The sequence below is a fragment of the Pseudomonas zeae genome (assembly GCF_014268485.2).
In the GTDB taxonomy this organism is placed as follows: Bacteria; Pseudomonadota; Gammaproteobacteria; order Pseudomonadales; family Pseudomonadaceae; genus Aquipseudomonas; species Aquipseudomonas neuropathica.
Map to the genome: position 1 here is coordinate 2,340,402 of NZ_CP077090.1, position 16,407 is coordinate 2,356,808.

Consider the following 16,407-nt stretch of genomic DNA (forward strand, 5'->3'; position numbering starts at 1 on the left):
GGACTGACATTCACCATCGATGTCGACTGATCTACCGCTATCGCGAGCAGGCTCACTCCTACAAGGGACGGTGTGAATCTTGAGTCTGGCGTCAGCCCACCCTTTGCAACCACCGTGACCCGAGTCCTGACCCGATGAACACAGAATTCCGTAAAACCCTGCCCGGCAGTCCTCTGGATTATTTCGACGCCCGCGCGGCGGTCGAGGCGATTCAGCCCGGCAGTTATGACACCCTGCCGTACACCTCCCGCGTGCTGGCGGAAAACCTCGTGCGTCGCTGCGACCCGGCCACGCTCACCGATTCCCTCAAGCAACTGATCGAGCGCAAGCGCGACCTCGACTTCCCGTGGTTCCCGGCGCGCGTGGTCTGCCACGACATTCTCGGCCAGACCGCACTGGTCGACCTCGCCGGTCTGCGTGACGCGATCGCCTTGCAGGGTGGCGATCCGGCGCAAGTCAACCCGGTGGTGCCGACGCAATTGATCGTCGACCACTCGTTGGCCGTCGAGGCTGGGGGTTTCGATGCCCAGGCGTTCGAGAAAAACCGCGCCATCGAAGACCGTCGCAACGAAGACCGTTTTCACTTCATCAACTGGACGAAGAAGGCCTTCAAGAACGTCGACGTGATCCCGCCGGGCAACGGCATCATGCACCAGATCAACCTGGAGAAAATGTCTCCGGTGATCCAGGTGCGCGAGGGCGTTGCGTTCCCCGACACCTGCGTCGGCACCGACAGCCACACCCCGCACGTCGATGCGTTGGGCGTAATCGCCATCGGCGTCGGCGGCCTCGAAGCCGAGAGCGTGATGCTCGGCCGCGCGTCGTGGATGCGCCTGCCGGAAAGCGTCGGCGTCGAACTGACCGGCAAGCTGCAACCGGGCATCACCGCCACCGACATGGTGCTGGCGCTGACCGAATACCTGCGCAAACAGAAAGTCGTCGGCGCGTGGCTGGAGTTCTTCGGCGAAGGCGCGGCGGCGCTGACCCTCGGCGACCGCGCGACCATCTCCAACATGGCCCCGGAATACGGCGCCACGGCGGCGATGTTCTACATCGATCAGCAAACCATCGATTACCTGAAGCTGACCGGTCGTGAAGACCAGCAAGTGCAGCTCGTCGAGCAATACGCCAAGCTCACCGGCCTGTGGGCCGATAGCCTGAAAGGTGCGCAATACGAGCGCGGCCTGACTTTCGATCTGTCCTCGGTAGTGCGCAATATGGCCGGCCCGAGCAACCCGCACGCGCGCGTTGCGGTGGCGGATCTGGCGGCCAAAGGCATCTCCGGGCAGTGGGATGACGTGCCCGGGCAAATGCCCGACGGCGCGGTGATCATCGCCGCCATCACCAGTTGCACCAACACCAGTAACCCGCGCAACGTGATTGCCGCCGGACTGCTGGCGCGCAACGCCAACAAGCTTGGCCTGACCCGCAAGCCATGGGTGAAATCCTCGCTGGCGCCGGGTTCGAAAACCGTGGCGCTGTACCTCGACGAAGCGGGGCTGACCACTGAGCTGGAACAGCTCGGTTTCGGAGTTGTCGCCTTCGCTTGCACCACCTGCAACGGCATGTCCGGCGCGCTCGATCCGGTGATCCAGCAAGAGATCATCGACCGTGATCTGTACGCCACCGCCGTGCTTTCCGGCAACCGCAACTTCGACGGCCGCATTCACCCGTATGCCAAGCAAGCGTTCCTCGCGTCGCCGCCACTGGTGGTGGCTTACGCCATTGCCGGGACCATCCGTTTCGACATTGAAAAAGATGTGTTGGGCGTGGTCGACGGCAAGGAAATCCGCCTGAAGGACATCTGGCCGAGCGACGAAGAAATCGACGCCGTGGTGAAATCTTCGGTCAAGCCTGAGCAGTTCCGTCAGGTCTACATTCCGATGTTCGCCGTCCACGAAGACACCGGCCCGAAAGTCACGCCGCTTTACGACTGGCGCGAAATGAGCACCTACATTCGCCGTCCACCGTACTGGGAAGGCGCGCTGGCCGGCGCACGTCCGCTTAAGGGTATGCGCCCGCTGGCCGTGCTGCCGGACAACATCACCACCGATCACCTGTCGCCATCCAACGCGATCATGCTCGACAGCGCCGCCGGCGAATACCTGGCGAAAATGGGCTTGCCGGAAGAGGACTTCAACTCTTACGCCACCCACCGTGGCGACCACTTGACCGCGCAGCGCGCGACGTTTGCCAACCCGAAACTGTTCAATGAAATGGTCGTGGAAGACGGCAAGGTCAAACAGGGTTCGCTGGCCCGCGTCGAGCCGGAAGGCAAAGTGATGCGCATGTGGGAAGCCATCGAAACCTACATGGAGCGCAAGCAGCCGCTGATCATTATTGCCGGCGCCGATTACGGTCAGGGTTCGTCCCGTGACTGGGCGGCGAAAGGCGTGCGTCTGGCCGGTGTCGAGGCGATTGCCGCAGAAGGTTTCGAGCGCATTCACCGCACCAACCTGGTGGGCATGGGCGTGTTGCCGCTGGAGTTCAAGCCGGGCACTGACCGTCACACCCTGGCCATCGACGGCAGCGAAACCTACGACGTGATCGGCGAGCGCAAACCGCGCGCGGACCTGACGCTGGTGATCCATCGCAAGAACGGCGAGCGCGTTGACGTGCCGGTGACCTGCCGTCTGGATACCGCTGAAGAAGTGTCGATCTATGAGGCTGGCGGCGTGTTGCAGCGCTTCGCTCAGGACTTCCTCGAAGAGTCGGCGGTTGCCGTTTAAATCTACTGATGCAGGCGTGAGGCTTGGGTCTCACGTCTGTGGTTAAGGAGCACCATGGCTCACGCACCACAAATCAAAATCCCTGCGACCTACATGCGCGGCGGCACCAGCAAAGGCGTGTTCTTCAGCCTCAAGGATCTGCCCGAAGCGGCACAGATTCCCGGCCCGACCCGCGACGCTTTGCTGCTGCGCGTGATCGGCAGCCCCGATCCGTACGACAAACAAATTGATGGCATGGGCGGCGCCACGTCCAGCACCAGCAAAACCGTGATCCTGTCGAAAAGCATCAAGGCCGATCACGACGTCGATTACCTGTTCGGTCAGGTCTCCATCGACAAGCCGTTCGTGGACTGGAGCGGCAATTGCGGCAACCTCTCGGCAGCGGTCGGTTCGTTCGCCATCAGCAACGGTCTGGTCGACGCCAGCCGCATTCCGCACAACGGTGTTGCGGTGGTGCGCGTGTGGCAGGCCAACATCGGCAAAACCATTATTGCCCATGTGCCGATCACCAACGGCGAAGTGCAGGAAACCGGTGATTTCGAACTCGACGGCGTGACCTTTCCGGCGGCCGAAGTGCAAGTCGAATTCATGGACCCGGCAGCGGAAGAAGAGGGCGGCGGTGGTTCGATGTTTCCCACCGGCAACCTCATCGATGAGCTGGAAGTACCGGGTGTCGGCACGTTCAAGGCGACCATGATCAATGCTGGCATCCCGACGATTTTCGTCAATGCTGAAGACATCGGTTACACCGGTACCGAGTTGCAGAGCGCGATCAACAGCGATCCGCAAGCGCTGCAGATGTTCGAGACGATTCGGGCTTATGGCGCGTTGCGCATGGGTCTGATATCGAATCTCGATGAAGCGGCCAAACGTCAGCACACGCCGAAAGTCGCGTTTGTCGCCAAGCCTGCTGATTACGTGGCGTCGAGTGGTAAAGCGGTTGGCGCCGGTGATGTGGATTTGCTGGTGCGCGCCTTGTCGATGGGCAAGTTGCATCACGCGATGATGGGCACGGCGGCGGTGGCGATTGGTACTGCTGCAGCCATTTCCGGGACATTGGTGAACCTTGCAGCGGGTGGTGTTGAACGTAGTGCCGTGCGTTTTGGGCATCCGTCCGGGACGTTGCGCGTTGGCGCTGAAGCCAGTCTGGAGAACGGCGAGTGGGTGGTGAAGAAAGCCATCATGAGCCGTAGTGCGCGTGTCCTGATGGAGGGTTACGTGCGCATTCCCGGAGATTCGTTCTGATCCAAGAGCTTTACCCTCACCCCAGCCCTCTCCCGGAGGGAGAGGGGGCCGACCGAGGTGTCTGGAGATGTACATCGACCTGAAAGATCGAGTCGATTATGGATTTTAAGGGCCGACCGAGGTGTCTGGGATGTTCATCGATCTAATCGATTATGGATTCCGTGGAGATCGTTCACGTCGGTGAACCTCTACAGCATCCCCCAATCGGTTCCCTCTCCCTCGGGAGAGGGCTAGGGTGAGGGGCCACCCACTGAAGAAACCCAAAACCAGCAGGCACCCCAGACCTGCAATCAACCAGACCAACCCAGCCAAGCCCTGAGGAAGACCGCACCCACTCATCATTCCCGCACAGGAGAACCGCAATGAGCGCCAACGTCGACCTGAACAACCGCCCCGACTACGACCGTGTCCTGCAGGACATCGCCGATTACGTCCTCACCTTCAAAGTCACCTCCACCGAAGCCCTCGACACCGCCCGCAACTGCCTGATGGACACGCTGGGCTGCGGCCTGCTGGCGTTGCGCTTTCCCGAATGCACCAAGCATCTGGGCCCGATCGTCGAAGGCACCGTCGTCCCGTTCGGCGCACGCGTTCCCGGCACCTCCTATCGCCTCGACCCGGTCAAGGCCGCCTGGGACATCGGCTGCATCGTCCGCTGGCTCGACTACAACGACACCTGGCTCGCCGCCGAGTGGGGCCATCCATCCGACAACCTCGGCGGGATTCTCGCGGTGGCCGATCATCTTTCGCAGAAGCGTCTGGCCAACGCTGAAGCACCGCTGACCATTCGCGATGTGCTCGAAGCGATGATCATGGCCCACGAAATTCAAGGCGTAATCGCCCTGGAAAACTCCTTCAATCGTGTAGGACTCGATCACGTCATTCTGGTGAAAGTCGCTTCAACCGCTGTCACCGCCAAACTGATGGGCGCCAATCGTGAGCAATTGCTGTCGGCGTTGTCCCACGCGTTCGCTGATGGTCAGGCGCTGCGCACTTATCGTCATGCACCTAACGCCGGTTCACGAAAATCCTGGGCGGCGGGGGATGCGACGAGTCGTGGTGTGCGACTGGCCGACATCGCCATGCGCGGCGAAATGGGTATTCCCGGCGTGCTGACTGCGAAACAGTGGGGCTTTTATGACGTGCTGTTCAGCCATACCAACAGCGATCTGGCGCTGAAACCGGAAGATAAACGTGCTTTCAGTTTTTCGCGGCCGTTCGGCAGTTACGTGATGGAAAACGTGCTGTTCAAGATCAGCTTCCCCGCCGAATTTCATGCGCAGACGGCCTGTGAAGCGGCAGTGACGTTGCACCCGCAAGTGCGCAATCGTCTGCATGAAATCGACCGGATCGTCATCACCACCCACGAATCGGCGATTCGCATCATTTCCAAAGTCGGGCCGCTGGCCAACGCCGCCGACCGCGACCACTGCATCCAGTACATGACCGCCGTGCCACTGGCCTTTGGCAATCTGGTCGCCGAGCAGTACGAAGACGATTTCCACCGGGCGCATCCGATCATCGATGTGCTGCGCGAGAAAATGGTCATCGTCGAAGAACCGCGTTTCACCCGTGAATATCTGGAGCCCGACAAGCGCTCGATCGCCAACGCCGTGCAGGTGTTTTTCAAGGATGGCAGCAGCACTGAAAACGTCGTCGTGGAATACCCGATCGGTCATCGTCGCCGCCGTGTCGAGGGCATTCCATTGCTGGAAGACAAGTTCAAGGCCAACCTGGCCACACGTTTCACCGGCCAGCGCAGCGGCGAAATTTTCGCGTTGTGCAAGGATCCGGCGCAGCTCGAAGCCACCCCAGTCAATCGTTTTGTGGATATGTTCGTTATCTGAACCACTTTTCCACAGGCAATTTGGTGATCGCAAACCCGCTCAACAAAACCGCCGAATAGATCATCAGCTCCCGGGACAGGGTTTGCCCCTCGTACCAGGCGCCGATGATCACGGCGAACACCGGAAAAATGATAAACACGAACGACAGAATGATCGGGCTCAAGCGTTTAAGCAGCAAAAAGTAAACGATGAATCCGCCCACCGATGCCACCAGCCCCAGATACAGCAGGGCGCCCCACGAGCGCGCGCTGACATCGCTGAATACCGGAGTCTCAACGCTCAATCCGACAATAAATAACATCGCCCCGGCAATGCCGATTGGCAGCGTGTTGTAGGTGATCACGCTGATCGCGCTGCCGTGTTTTTTCGTCACTACGTAACACAGCGCATGCATCACCGCCGCACAGAGAATCGCCAATACTCCCAGCCATTCCGCTTGATCCAGATGCAGGCCCTGACTACGAATAATCATGAACAGACTGCCAAAACCAATGGCGATGCCGAGCATTTGTGACGGGTAGATTCTCTCGCGCAGAAACAGCGCGGAAAACAACAGGATAAACACCGGCATGCAACTGAACAGCAGGGCGGTCAGGCCGGACGATACGTGCATCTCACCGTAGTTGAGCAGGTAGTAAGGCAGGCTGAAATACGACAGCGTGACGAACACAAAGAACCAGCGGCTTTGCCGGGGAAACAACAGCGGTTCCTTGCGCAACAGCGCGAAGCTCAGGAACAGCGGAAAAGCAATCAGAAAGCGCAGCCCGGCGGCCGTCAGCGGCGGCACGCTTTCCACCGCAATCTTGATCCCCAGCCACGTCGTGCCCCAACTCAGGCAGACGATGAGAAACAGCGTGCTGGTGATCAATCCGGCGAGCCAGGGTTTGCTGATGTGCATCGGTGTGCTGACGGCGGTCGACATGTGGCGTACTCCGAATGGTGGAATTGACCTGATCGCGGAAACGGTCTATTTCTGATTGAACCTTTTTTAAGCACGCTATTCGGGGCGAGAATGACTGTCAAAGTAAGTATTGCCATGGTGTCAATCCTCCGTGATGGACTCGCCAATGGCGTAGGCGTGAAGTACAAACGCCTGGCGAATGCCGTCGCGCAGGCCATCGACGAAGGCATTATCGATGCCGGTAGCAAACTGCCGCCGCACCGGTTGTTGGCCGACAGTCTCGGAGTGACCATCGGTACGATCAGCCGTGCCTACGGCGAATTGGAACGCGTGGGATTGGTCGTCGCCCGCGTCGGAGATGGCACTTATGTGTGTCAGCGCGGGATGGAACGGCCGCAGGACAAAGGCTTTCGTAATGTCAGCGATGAGCCGTCAGCCTGCTTCGACATGAGCCGCAATCAGCCGATTCCCGCACAGGAAGCGGCGTTCATGAGCCAGAGCCTGCAGGAGCTGGCAAGCGATCCGCGGGTGTTGCAGCAATTGACCGGCTACACCGCAGAAGCCGGGTTGGCGCGGCATCGTGTGGCGGGGGCGGTGTGGTTGCAGCATGCGGCGTATGTCCCGCATGCCGATCAGGTGTTGTGCGTCAACGGTGGCCAGCATGGTCTGCTGTGCACGTTGATGGGCTTGCTCAAGGCCGGCGACACCGTTGTGACGGAGCATTTGTCCTACCCGGGATTGATCGGCGTCGCACGCCAGCTCGGGATAAAACTCATTGGCGCGGCGATGGATGACGAAGGACTTTTACCGTCGGCGCTGGAGGACATTTGTCGTCAGCATCGTGTTTCAGCGCTGTATTGCACCCCGACGATCCAGAATCCTACGGCCGCTGTGATGTCGATCCCACGGCGCGAGGCGATTGCCGACCTCTGTCGTCAACACAATCTGCTGATTATCGAAGACGAGGCCCATGCCGTTCTGGATCGCCAGCGCCCATTGCCGCTGAGCTATTTTGCGCCGGAGCGATCGGTGTTGATTGGCAGCCTGAGCAAGGCTGTTTCGGCGGGATTGCGCGTCGGTTATCTGCATGCGCCGCAAGCCTTGATCGGGCGTTTGAGTGCCGCCATCCGCGCGACCTGCTGGATGGCCAATCCGTTATCGATGGAAGTCGCGAGCCTGTGGATTGAAAGCGGCATGGCCGAGCGTTTACTGGACGAGCAGATCAGCGAGATCGCTCGGCGCAAAGCGTTGGTGGCGCCTGTTCTGCAGGGTTTGAATTACAAGACTCACCCTTATAGCCCGCACTTCTGGGTAGAGGTGCCTGAGCTGTGGCGGGCGTCGCAGATTGCGGCGGAGTTGAAGGAGAACAACTATCTGGTGGCCACCGCTGAGGCGTTTGCGGTGGGGCATGCGGCGGTGCCGCAATTTATTCGGGTGAGTGTGTGTAATGCGGTGGGCGATGATCGGTTGTTGCTGGCAGGCTTTGAGGCTTTGGCGCGGGCATTAACAGAGTCCGTGTAATCGTTCTTCGCGAGCAGGCTCGCTCCCACAGTGGACCGCATTCCTTCAGTTGGAATGCATTCCCCCCCTGTGGGAGCGAGCCTGCTCGCGAAGGCGTCAGATCAAGCAATACAGACCTATTTGAACCGCCGCTCCACACCTTTCTCCACCAGAATCTTCGCCGAAATCTCTTCCACCGAAAAATGCGTGGAGTTGATGTGCGGGATGTTCTCGCGGCGGAACAGGTTTTCCACTTCACGCACTTCGAATTCGCACTGGGCGTAGCTCGAATAACGGCTGTTGGGCTTGCGCTCGTTGCGGATTGCGGTGAGGCGGTCCGGGTCGATGGTCAGGCCGAACAGCTTGTGCTGATGAGCGCGCAGGGCCGTCGGCAGGGTCAGGCGTTCCATGTCGTCTTCGGTCAGCGGATAGTTGGCCGCGCGAATGCCGAACTGCATGGCCATGTACAGACACGTCGGCGTTTTGCCGCATCGCGACACGCCCACTAGTATCAAATCGGCTTTGTCGTAATAGTGCGTGCGCGCGCCGTCGTCGTTGTCGAGGGCAAAGTTAACCGCCTCGATACGCTCCATGTAATTGGAGTTGTGCCCGATCGAGTGCGACTTGCCGACCGTGTAGGAAGAGTGCTCGGTCAGTTCCTGCTCCAGCGGGGCAAGAAAGGTCGAGAAAATGTCGATCATGAAACCATTGGACGTGGCGAGAATCTCACGGATGTCCTGATTGACGATGGTGTCGAAGATGATCGGGCGAAAGCCGTCGGTTTCAGCGGCTTTGTTGATTTGTTGTACCATGGCCCGCGCTTTTTCAACGCTGTCGATGTACGGTCGCGTGAATTTGCTGAAGGTAATGTTTTCGAACTGCGCCAGAAGGCTTTGACCCAGGGTTTCGGCAGTGATGCCGGTGCCATCGGAGATGAAGAAAGCAGATCGTTTCATTTGCACCTTGGGCCTTAAGCTAATGAGCATTTCTGGATATGATAGGCGCGATTTGTCGGCCGCGACTGGCCCGCATTCTCACTTATTTTCCAGGTCCAGGCCATACAACCGGCCAAGGCTCCCCCGGGCCGCCGGTTTCTGAGCTTTTCCAACACAGTTAGTGGAGAGATCACCTTGGTAGAGTACGTAGTTTCCCTCGATAAGCTCGGCAAACACGATGTTGAGCATGTGGGGGGCAAGAACGCATCCCTGGGCGAGATGATCAGTAACCTGGCAGGCGCCGGTGTTTCGGTCCCCGGCGGCTTCGCCACGACGGCCCAGGCCTATCGTGATTTCCTCGAACTGAGCGGCCTCAACGACCAGATCCACCAGGCCCTCGACGCGCTCGACGTTGATGATGTCAACGCCCTGGCCAAGACCGGCGCCCAGATCCGTCAATGGATCATGGAAGCCGAATTCCCCGAAAAACTGAATGCCGAGATCCGCACCGCGTTCGCCGCGCTGTCGGCCGGCAATCCTGATGTGGCCGTGGCCGTGCGTTCTTCCGCCACCGCCGAAGACTTGCCGGACGCCTCGTTCGCCGGTCAGCAGGAAACCTTCCTGAACATCCGTGGTGTGGAAAACGTTATCCGCGCCGCCAAAGAGGTGTTCGCTTCGCTGTTCAACGACCGTGCGATTTCCTACCGCGTGCACCAGGGCTTCGACCACAAACTGGTCGCCCTGTCGGCTGGCGTGCAGCGCATGGTGCGTTCGGAAACCGGCACCGCCGGCGTGATGTTCACCCTCGATACCGAATCGGGTTTCCGTGACGTGGTGTTCATCACCGGCGCCTACGGCCTGGGCGAAACCGTCGTACAAGGCGCGGTCAACCCGGATGAGTTCTACGTGCACAAGGGCACGCTGGAGGCCGGTCGTCCGGCGATCCTGCGTCGCAACCTGGGCAGCAAAGCCATCAAAATGATCTACGGCGACGAGGCCAAGGCCGGTCGTTCGGTCAAGACCGTCGATGTCGACAAGGCTGAGCGCGCGCGTTTCTGCCTCAGCGACGCTGAAGTCAGCGAACTGGCCAAGCAAGCGATGATCATCGAAAAGCACTACGGCTGCCCGATGGACATCGAGTGGGCCAAGGACGGTGACGACGGCAAGCTGTACATCGTGCAGGCGCGTCCGGAAACCGTGAAAAGCCGCACCCAGGCCAACGTCATGGAACGTTACCTGCTGAAAGAAACCGGCACCGTGCTGGTTGAAGGTCGTGCGATTGGCCAGCGCATCGGCGCCGGTAAGGTTCGCATCATCAAAGACGTGTCCGAGATGGACAAAGTCCAGCCGGGCGACGTACTGGTTTCCGACATGACCGACCCGGACTGGGAACCGGTCATGAAGCGCGCCAGCGCGATCGTCACCAACCGTGGCGGCCGTACTTGCCACGCGGCGATCATCGCTCGTGAGCTGGGTATTCCGGCAGTGGTCGGTTGCGGCAACGCCACCCAACTGCTGAAAGATGGCCAGGGCGTGACCGTTTCGTGCGCCGAGGGCGACACCGGTTACATCTTCGAAGGCGAACTGGGCTTCGACATCAAGAAGAACTCCGTCGACGCCATGCCGGAGCTGCCGTTCAAAATCATGATGAACGTCGGCAACCCGGACCGCGCCTTCGACTTCGCGCAACTGCCGAACGCCGGTGTGGGCCTGGCCCGTCTGGAATTCATCATCAACCGCATGATCGGCGTCCACCCGAAAGCGCTGTTGAACTACGACGGTCTGCCGCAGGAAATCAAGGACAGCGTCGACAAGCGTATCGCCGGTTACGACGATCCGGTCGGCTTCTATGTCGAGAAACTGGTTGAAGGCATCAGCACCCTCGCGGCTGCGTTTGCACCGAAGAAAGTCATCGTGCGTCTGTCGGACTTCAAGTCCAACGAATACGCCAACCTGATCGGCGGCAAGCTCTACGAGCCGGAAGAAGAAAACCCGATGCTGGGCTTCCGTGGCGCTTCGCGTTACATCAGCGAATCGTTCCGTGACTGCTTCGAACTCGAATGCCGCGCGCTGAAACGTGTGCGCAACGAGATGGGCCTGACCAACGTCGAAATCATGGTGCCGTTTGTCCGTACTCTGGGCGAAGCCAGCCAGGTTGTTGATCTGCTCGCCGAGAACGGCTTGAAGCGCGGCGACAACGGTCTGCGCGTGATCATGATGTGCGAACTGCCATCCAACGCGATCCTTGCTGAAGAATTCCTCGAATTCTTCGACGGTTTCTCGATCGGTTCCAACGACCTGACTCAGCTGACCCTGGGTCTGGACCGCGATTCCGGTATCATCGCGCACCTGTTCGACGAGCGTAATCCGGCGGTCAAGAAGCTGTTGGCCAACGCGATTGCGGCATGCAACAAGGCCGGCAAGTACATCGGTATCTGCGGTCAGGGTCCTTCGGACCACCCGGATCTGGCCAAGTGGCTGATGGAGCAGGGCATCGAAAGCGTGTCGCTGAACCCGGACTCCGTGCTGGAAACCTGGTTCTTCCTCGCCGAAGGCCAGGCGCAGGCCTGATCAATATGTGAACGGCCCGTTCCCTCTCAGGGGCGGGCCTTGAGATTCAAGTAGGGCGGGCTCCTGTAGATGCCGCCCTTTTTTGTGCAAGAGCATTATGCAAAGCAGCAGCAACTTATTTCCTGTCGCCCTGATCAGCGCCGAACGGCGTGGTGATCTGAGCGAAGACGTGTATCGCTTGAAACCCGGCAACAGTCCCGACTGGTCCGTGGAAATCGCTGTGACCCGTTTGGGCATGGCCGATGACTCGACGCCTCGCGGTGTGCCGGTGATTCTGCTGCACGGCAGTTTTTCCAATCGGCGCTTCTGGTTCTCACCCAAAGGCCTGGGCTTGGGCGCATATCTGACGCGCCTGGGGTTCGACGTGTGGATTCCGGAGATGCGCGGCCACGGCCTGTCGCAGCGCAATGAGGAATACCGGCGCAATCGCGTGGCCGACTATGCCCGCTACGACCTGCCGGCGATTGCCGCGTTCGTGCGTGAGCAGAGCGGGCAAGTGCCGCATTGGATAGGCCATTCGCTGGGCGGTATCACCCTGGCGGCGGCGCTCGGTGGCGAATACCTGGGCGAGCCGGCAGTGGCCTCGGCGGCGTTTTTCGGCACCCAGGTCAGCCGCACCTACTGGCCACTGAAAATCCCGCCAGTGGAGTGGAGCGGGCGCTTTATCCTCAAGCGTTTTGCGCAATTGTCGGGTTCGCGTCTCAAGCGTGGCCCGGAAGATGAGCCGATCGGTCTGGCGCTGGAAAGCATGCGCTGGTACGGCTTGTTCGGTCGTTTTGGCGACAAGGACAAGGATTGGTGGGCGGGGCTGGCCGATGTTCAAGTGCCAGTGCTAGCGGTGACCGCAGCAGGGGATCATCAGGATCCGGCCTGGGCCTGTCGAAAATTGTTCGAGCAGATCGGCTCCGAGCACAAGCAGTTCATCAATCTGGGGCGCGAGCAGGGCTTCAACGATAATTTCGGCCATGTCGAGATGTTGGTGAGCAAAGCGGCGCAGACCGAGGTCTGGCCATTGGTGGCGCTTTGGTTGAACGATCAGCACACGCCATTGTTGGGCGAGAAGCCGGATCTGGCCGCTGCCGTGTGAGTGCGAAGGCCTTGAAGGGATTTCGTTCGGGTTGGCTTGCGGCTAAGATATGACGCGATGTGCGGATCTGGTCATTTTTGGTGGCGGTTTAGCTATTACGTTTCAGGGTTTGTTCAGGTTCGTTCAGCGACCATGGGATGGACTAAGGTAAACAACGACCACCGAAACTCGTCTCCTCAGAACGCAGCATCCTTGATCGTTTTCCTTTTTACAGGAGTTTTTCGATGAACCATTACCTTACGCCTGATCTGTGCGACGCCTATCCGGAGCTGGTACAGGTGCTGGAACCGATGTTCAGCAATTTCGGCGGCCGTGATTCGTTCGGCGGCGAAATCGTGACCATCAAATGCTTCGAAGACAACTCGCTGGTCAAGGAACAGGCTGAACTCAAGGGCAGCGGCAAGGTGCTGGTGGTCGATGGCGGCGGTTCGCTGCGCCGTGCGCTGCTGGGCGACATGATCGCCGAGAAGGCGGCGAAAAACGGTTGGGAAGGGCTGGTGATCTACGGCTGCATCCGTGACGTTGACGTCATCGCCCAGACCGATCTGGGCGTGCAGGCGCTGGCCAGCCATCCGATGAAAACTGAAAAACGTGGTATCGGTGACCTCAACGTCCCGGTGACTTTCGCCGGTGTGACGTTCCACCCGGGCCACTACATTTATGCGGACAACAACGGCGTGATCATCTCGCCGAGTCCGCTGAAGATGCCTGAATAAGCTTTTCGACAAAGGGATGCGGATGTTCGAGGAAGAAAACGCGCAGTGGGGGCTGGTGCATGCCCTGGTGCTGGACGGAAAAGGCGGTGCGCGTTCGATAGCCCGGACTGAGCTCGACGATTTGCAGCTGCAGGCCCATGAAAGCCTGTGGCTGCATTGGGATCGCAGCCATCCGCAGACCCAGACCTGGCTGCGCAAATCCAGCGGGCTCAATGAATTCACCTGCGATCTGCTGCTGGAAGAGAACACCCGGCCGCGCCTGTTGCCGCTGCCGGATGCCGAACTGTTGCTGTTTCTGCGCGGGGTCAATCTCAACCCGGGCGCCGAGCCGGAAGACATGGTCTCGGTGCGGATTTTCGCATCTGCCCAACGGGTGATTTCCCTGCGTTTGCGCCCGTTGCGCGCCACCGATGAGCTGCTGGCGCAATTGGCCGACGGCAACGGCCCGAAAACCTCCTCCGAACTGATCCTTTATCTGGCGCAGTTCCTCACCAATAAGGTGCAGGATCTGGTCACTTGCCTCTCGGAAATCGCCGATGAGGAAGAAGAAAAGATGGATGCCGACGAACGGTATACTCCCGAGCATGGTGCCATTTTGCACATCCGTCGCCGGGCGGCCGGACTAAAGCGATTTCTCGCGCCGCAGCGGGATATTTTCGGACAACTCACGCGGATAAAACTGCCTTGGTTTGTCGATGACGATGCCGATTACTGGAACGAACTGAACAACAGCCTGACCCGCTATCTCGAAGAGCTCGAATTGACCCGAGAGCGCGTGGGGCTTGTGCTGGAGTCCGAAGACCGGCGCTTGAGCGAGCGTATGAATCGCACGATGTACCGCTTCGGGATCATCACCTGCATCTTTTTGCCGATGAGTTTTATCACCGGTTTGCTGGGTATAAACGTCGGCGGAATTCCGTTCTCCAGCAGCCCTTATGGTTTCCTGATTGCCTGTTTGACGGTGCTCGCCCTGGCCTTTGGTCAGTGGTGGTTATTCCGTCGTTTGCGCTGGGTATGAAGATGGCGCATGTGACCCGACCAAATCTGCCCGCGTCTTTCACAGACATCACGAGAGGTGCGTATGCACGATCCGTTTGAACAGTCTTTGCGCGACATGCTCAACGCTTCGCCGTCCAGCCGCGACGACGATGCGTGCCTGGGCCGCGTACTCAAAACCGCCAACCGCCAGGTTGGCGCCGGTGATCTGTTCAGCCTGCTGGGCCGCTGGCTGCCCGCGCTGATGATCGCCCTGAATAATGGATCGGCGCATGTCTCGCCGGTTTCCCGTCTTCGTAAACCTACCGCTCGCACTGCTGATAAGGCTGATTGAATATGGAACTTGATCTCTGGACTCAGAGCCTCGTCACGGCAATGACTGCGTTGTGGACCAAAGTCGCCAACTTCATCCCGAACCTGTTCGGCGCACTGGTCGTGCTGCTGTTGGGTTTCGTGGTGGCCAAGCTGCTCGATACCCTGCTGTCCAAACTGCTCGCCAAGCTCGGTCTTGATCGCCTGATGGGTGGCACCGGGCTGACCAAATTGATGTCGCGCGCCGGGTTGCAAGTTCCGATCTCGACCCTGATCGGCAAGATCGTCTATTGGTTCGTCCTGCTGATTTTCCTGGTTTCTGCAGCAGAATCCCTTGGCCTTGAGCGAGTTTCGGCTACGCTGGATATGTTGGCGCTCTATTTGCCGAAAGTATTCGGCGCGGCGCTGGTATTGCTGGTAGGTGTTTTGCTCGCGCAACTGGCCAACGGGCTGGTGCGCGGGGCGGCAGAGGGCGTAGGCCTGGACTACGCTTCGGGGCTGGGGCGAATTGCACAAGGGCTGGTGATCATCATCAGCATCTCGGTCGCGATCAGTCAGCTTGAGGTCAAGACTGACCTGCTGAACCATGTGATCGTCATCGTTTTGATTACCGTTGGTCTGGCCGTTGCGCTGGCCATGGGTTTGGGAAGCCGGGAAATTGCCGGTCAGATTCTTGCGGGAATCTATGTGCGTGAGTTGTATCAGGTTGGGCAACAAGTGCGTGTTGGCGAGGTCGAAGGCCAGATCGAGGAGATCGGCACGGTTAAAACCACATTGCTGACCGATGAGGGTGAGCTAGTCTCTCTTTCCAATCGGATCCTGCTGGAACAGCATGTGAGTAGCCGCTAATCCGGCAAACCCTGCTAATGTATGCCGCCGCAAAATGCCAGCTGATGCTGGTTGCGGCGGACATTGACCTGACTGTCGGCACGACTTGTTTTGAATAAAGCCCAAACGCTATCCACGCGCTACGACCCCCGCGAGCTCTCTGATGAGGAGTTGGTCGCGCGCTCGCATACCGAGCTTTTTCACGTAACGCGCGCCTATGAAGAACTGATGCGGCGTTACCAGCGAACATTATTTAACGTTTGTGCGAGATATCTTGGGAACGATCGCGACGCAGACGATGTCTGTCAGGAAGTCATGTTGAAGGTGCTGTATGGCCTGAAGAACTTCGAGGGGAAATCGAAGTTCAAAACGTGGCTCTACAGCATCACGTACAACGAATGTATTACGCAGTATCGGAAGGAACGGCGAAAGCGTCGCTTGATGGACGCATTGAGTCTTGACCCCCTCGAGGAAGCGTCCGAAGAAAAGGCGCCGAAACCCGAGGAGAAGGGCGGGCTTGATCGCTGGCTGGTGTATGTGAACCCGATTGACCGTGAAATTCTGGTGCTTCGATTTGTCGCAGAGCTGGAATTTCAGGAGATCGCAGACATCATGCACATGGGTTTGAGTGCGACAAAAATGCGTTACAAACGTGCTCTAGATAAATTGCGTGAGAAATTTGCAGGCATTGCTGAAACTTAGTTCAGCGCAAATATCTCTTACGTGTAGGCAAGTTCTGA

Annotated in this window: 13 protein-coding genes; 11 read left to right on the forward strand and 2 right to left on the reverse strand. The window is 59.0% G+C overall.

What is annotated here, in order from left to right; all coding sequences use genetic code 11:
• Positions 1 to 134: 134 nt before the first annotated feature.
• The 3 genes from acnD (at position 135) to prpD (ending at position 5,821) form a co-directional block, all read left to right on the forward strand.
• The gene (acnD, locus tag HU754_RS10425; RefSeq protein ID WP_186623476.1) at positions 135 to 2,729 is read left to right on the forward strand and encodes a Fe/S-dependent 2-methylisocitrate dehydratase AcnD; all 2,595 of its coding nucleotides are present in this window, start codon (positions 135 to 137) and stop codon (positions 2,727 to 2,729) included.
• A gap of 54 nt (positions 2,730 to 2,783) precedes the next feature.
• Positions 2,784 to 3,974, forward strand: coding sequence for a 2-methylaconitate cis-trans isomerase PrpF (gene prpF / locus HU754_RS10430; protein WP_186623474.1), 1,191 nt, complete (start codon positions 2,784 to 2,786; stop codon positions 3,972 to 3,974).
• A 362-nt stretch (positions 3,975 to 4,336) separates the two neighbouring features.
• Entirely contained in the window at positions 4,337 to 5,821 is a 1,485-nt protein-coding gene (gene prpD, locus HU754_RS10435) for a 2-methylcitrate dehydratase (protein WP_186623470.1), read from the forward strand.
• On the opposite strand, the gene HU754_RS10440 is transcribed toward prpD, so the two are convergent.
• A complete protein-coding gene (locus tag HU754_RS10440) occupies positions 5,814 to 6,719 on the reverse strand; it encodes a DMT family transporter (protein ID WP_175559587.1) in 906 nt (301 codons plus the stop codon). The two genes, prpD and HU754_RS10440, sit on opposite strands and share 8 nt — an antisense overlap.
• 114 nt (positions 6,720 to 6,833) lie before the next feature.
• Between HU754_RS10440 and HU754_RS10445 the strand changes: the two genes are divergently transcribed.
• Positions 6,834 to 8,243 (forward strand): aminotransferase-like domain-containing protein, encoded by a 1,410-nt coding sequence (locus tag HU754_RS10445; protein ID WP_186623461.1) that lies wholly within the window; start codon positions 6,834 to 6,836, stop codon positions 8,241 to 8,243.
• A gap of 116 nt (positions 8,244 to 8,359) precedes the next feature.
• Here the strand turns inward: HU754_RS10445 and ppsR are convergent, their stop codons facing one another.
• Positions 8,360 to 9,178 (reverse strand): posphoenolpyruvate synthetase regulatory kinase/phosphorylase PpsR, encoded by an 819-nt coding sequence (gene ppsR, locus HU754_RS10450; protein WP_016773826.1) that lies wholly within the window; start codon positions 9,176 to 9,178, stop codon positions 8,360 to 8,362.
• A gap of 174 nt (positions 9,179 to 9,352) precedes the next feature.
• On the opposite strand from ppsR, the gene ppsA reads away from it, so the two are divergent.
• The 7 genes from ppsA (at position 9,353) to sigX (ending at position 16,369) form a co-directional block, all read left to right on the forward strand.
• On the forward strand, positions 9,353 to 11,728 hold the full coding sequence (ppsA, locus tag HU754_RS10455) for a phosphoenolpyruvate synthase (RefSeq protein WP_186623459.1): 2,376 nt from the start codon (positions 9,353 to 9,355) through the stop codon (positions 11,726 to 11,728).
• Between the two features lie 97 nt (positions 11,729 to 11,825).
• Positions 11,826 to 12,815: an alpha/beta fold hydrolase gene (locus HU754_RS10460; RefSeq protein ID WP_093431775.1), complete on the forward strand. Its 990-nt coding sequence runs from the start codon at positions 11,826 to 11,828 to the stop codon at positions 12,813 to 12,815.
• A gap of 224 nt (positions 12,816 to 13,039) precedes the next feature.
• A complete protein-coding gene (gene rraA / locus HU754_RS10465; protein WP_093431777.1) occupies positions 13,040 to 13,531 on the forward strand; it encodes a ribonuclease E activity regulator RraA in 492 nt (163 codons plus the stop codon).
• A 22-nt stretch (positions 13,532 to 13,553) separates the two neighbouring features.
• Positions 13,554 to 14,549, forward strand: a complete 996-nt coding sequence (cmaX, locus tag HU754_RS10470; protein ID WP_186623457.1) for a divalent cation transporter CmaX — start codon at positions 13,554 to 13,556, stop codon at positions 14,547 to 14,549.
• Between the two features lie 63 nt (positions 14,550 to 14,612).
• Positions 14,613 to 14,861 carry a hypothetical protein gene (locus HU754_RS10475; RefSeq protein ID WP_008076827.1) on the forward strand — a complete coding sequence of 83 codons (249 nt, stop codon included), beginning with the start codon at positions 14,613 to 14,615 and terminating at the stop codon, positions 14,859 to 14,861.
• 2 nt (positions 14,862 to 14,863) lie between these two features.
• The gene (locus tag HU754_RS10480) at positions 14,864 to 15,688 is read left to right on the forward strand and encodes a mechanosensitive ion channel family protein (RefSeq protein ID WP_007916401.1); all 825 of its coding nucleotides are present in this window, start codon (positions 14,864 to 14,866) and stop codon (positions 15,686 to 15,688) included.
• A 90-nt stretch (positions 15,689 to 15,778) separates the two neighbouring features.
• The gene (gene sigX, locus HU754_RS10485) at positions 15,779 to 16,369 is read left to right on the forward strand and encodes an RNA polymerase sigma factor SigX (protein WP_011333251.1); all 591 of its coding nucleotides are present in this window, start codon (positions 15,779 to 15,781) and stop codon (positions 16,367 to 16,369) included.
• The last annotated feature ends 38 nt before the right edge of the window (positions 16,370 to 16,407 follow it).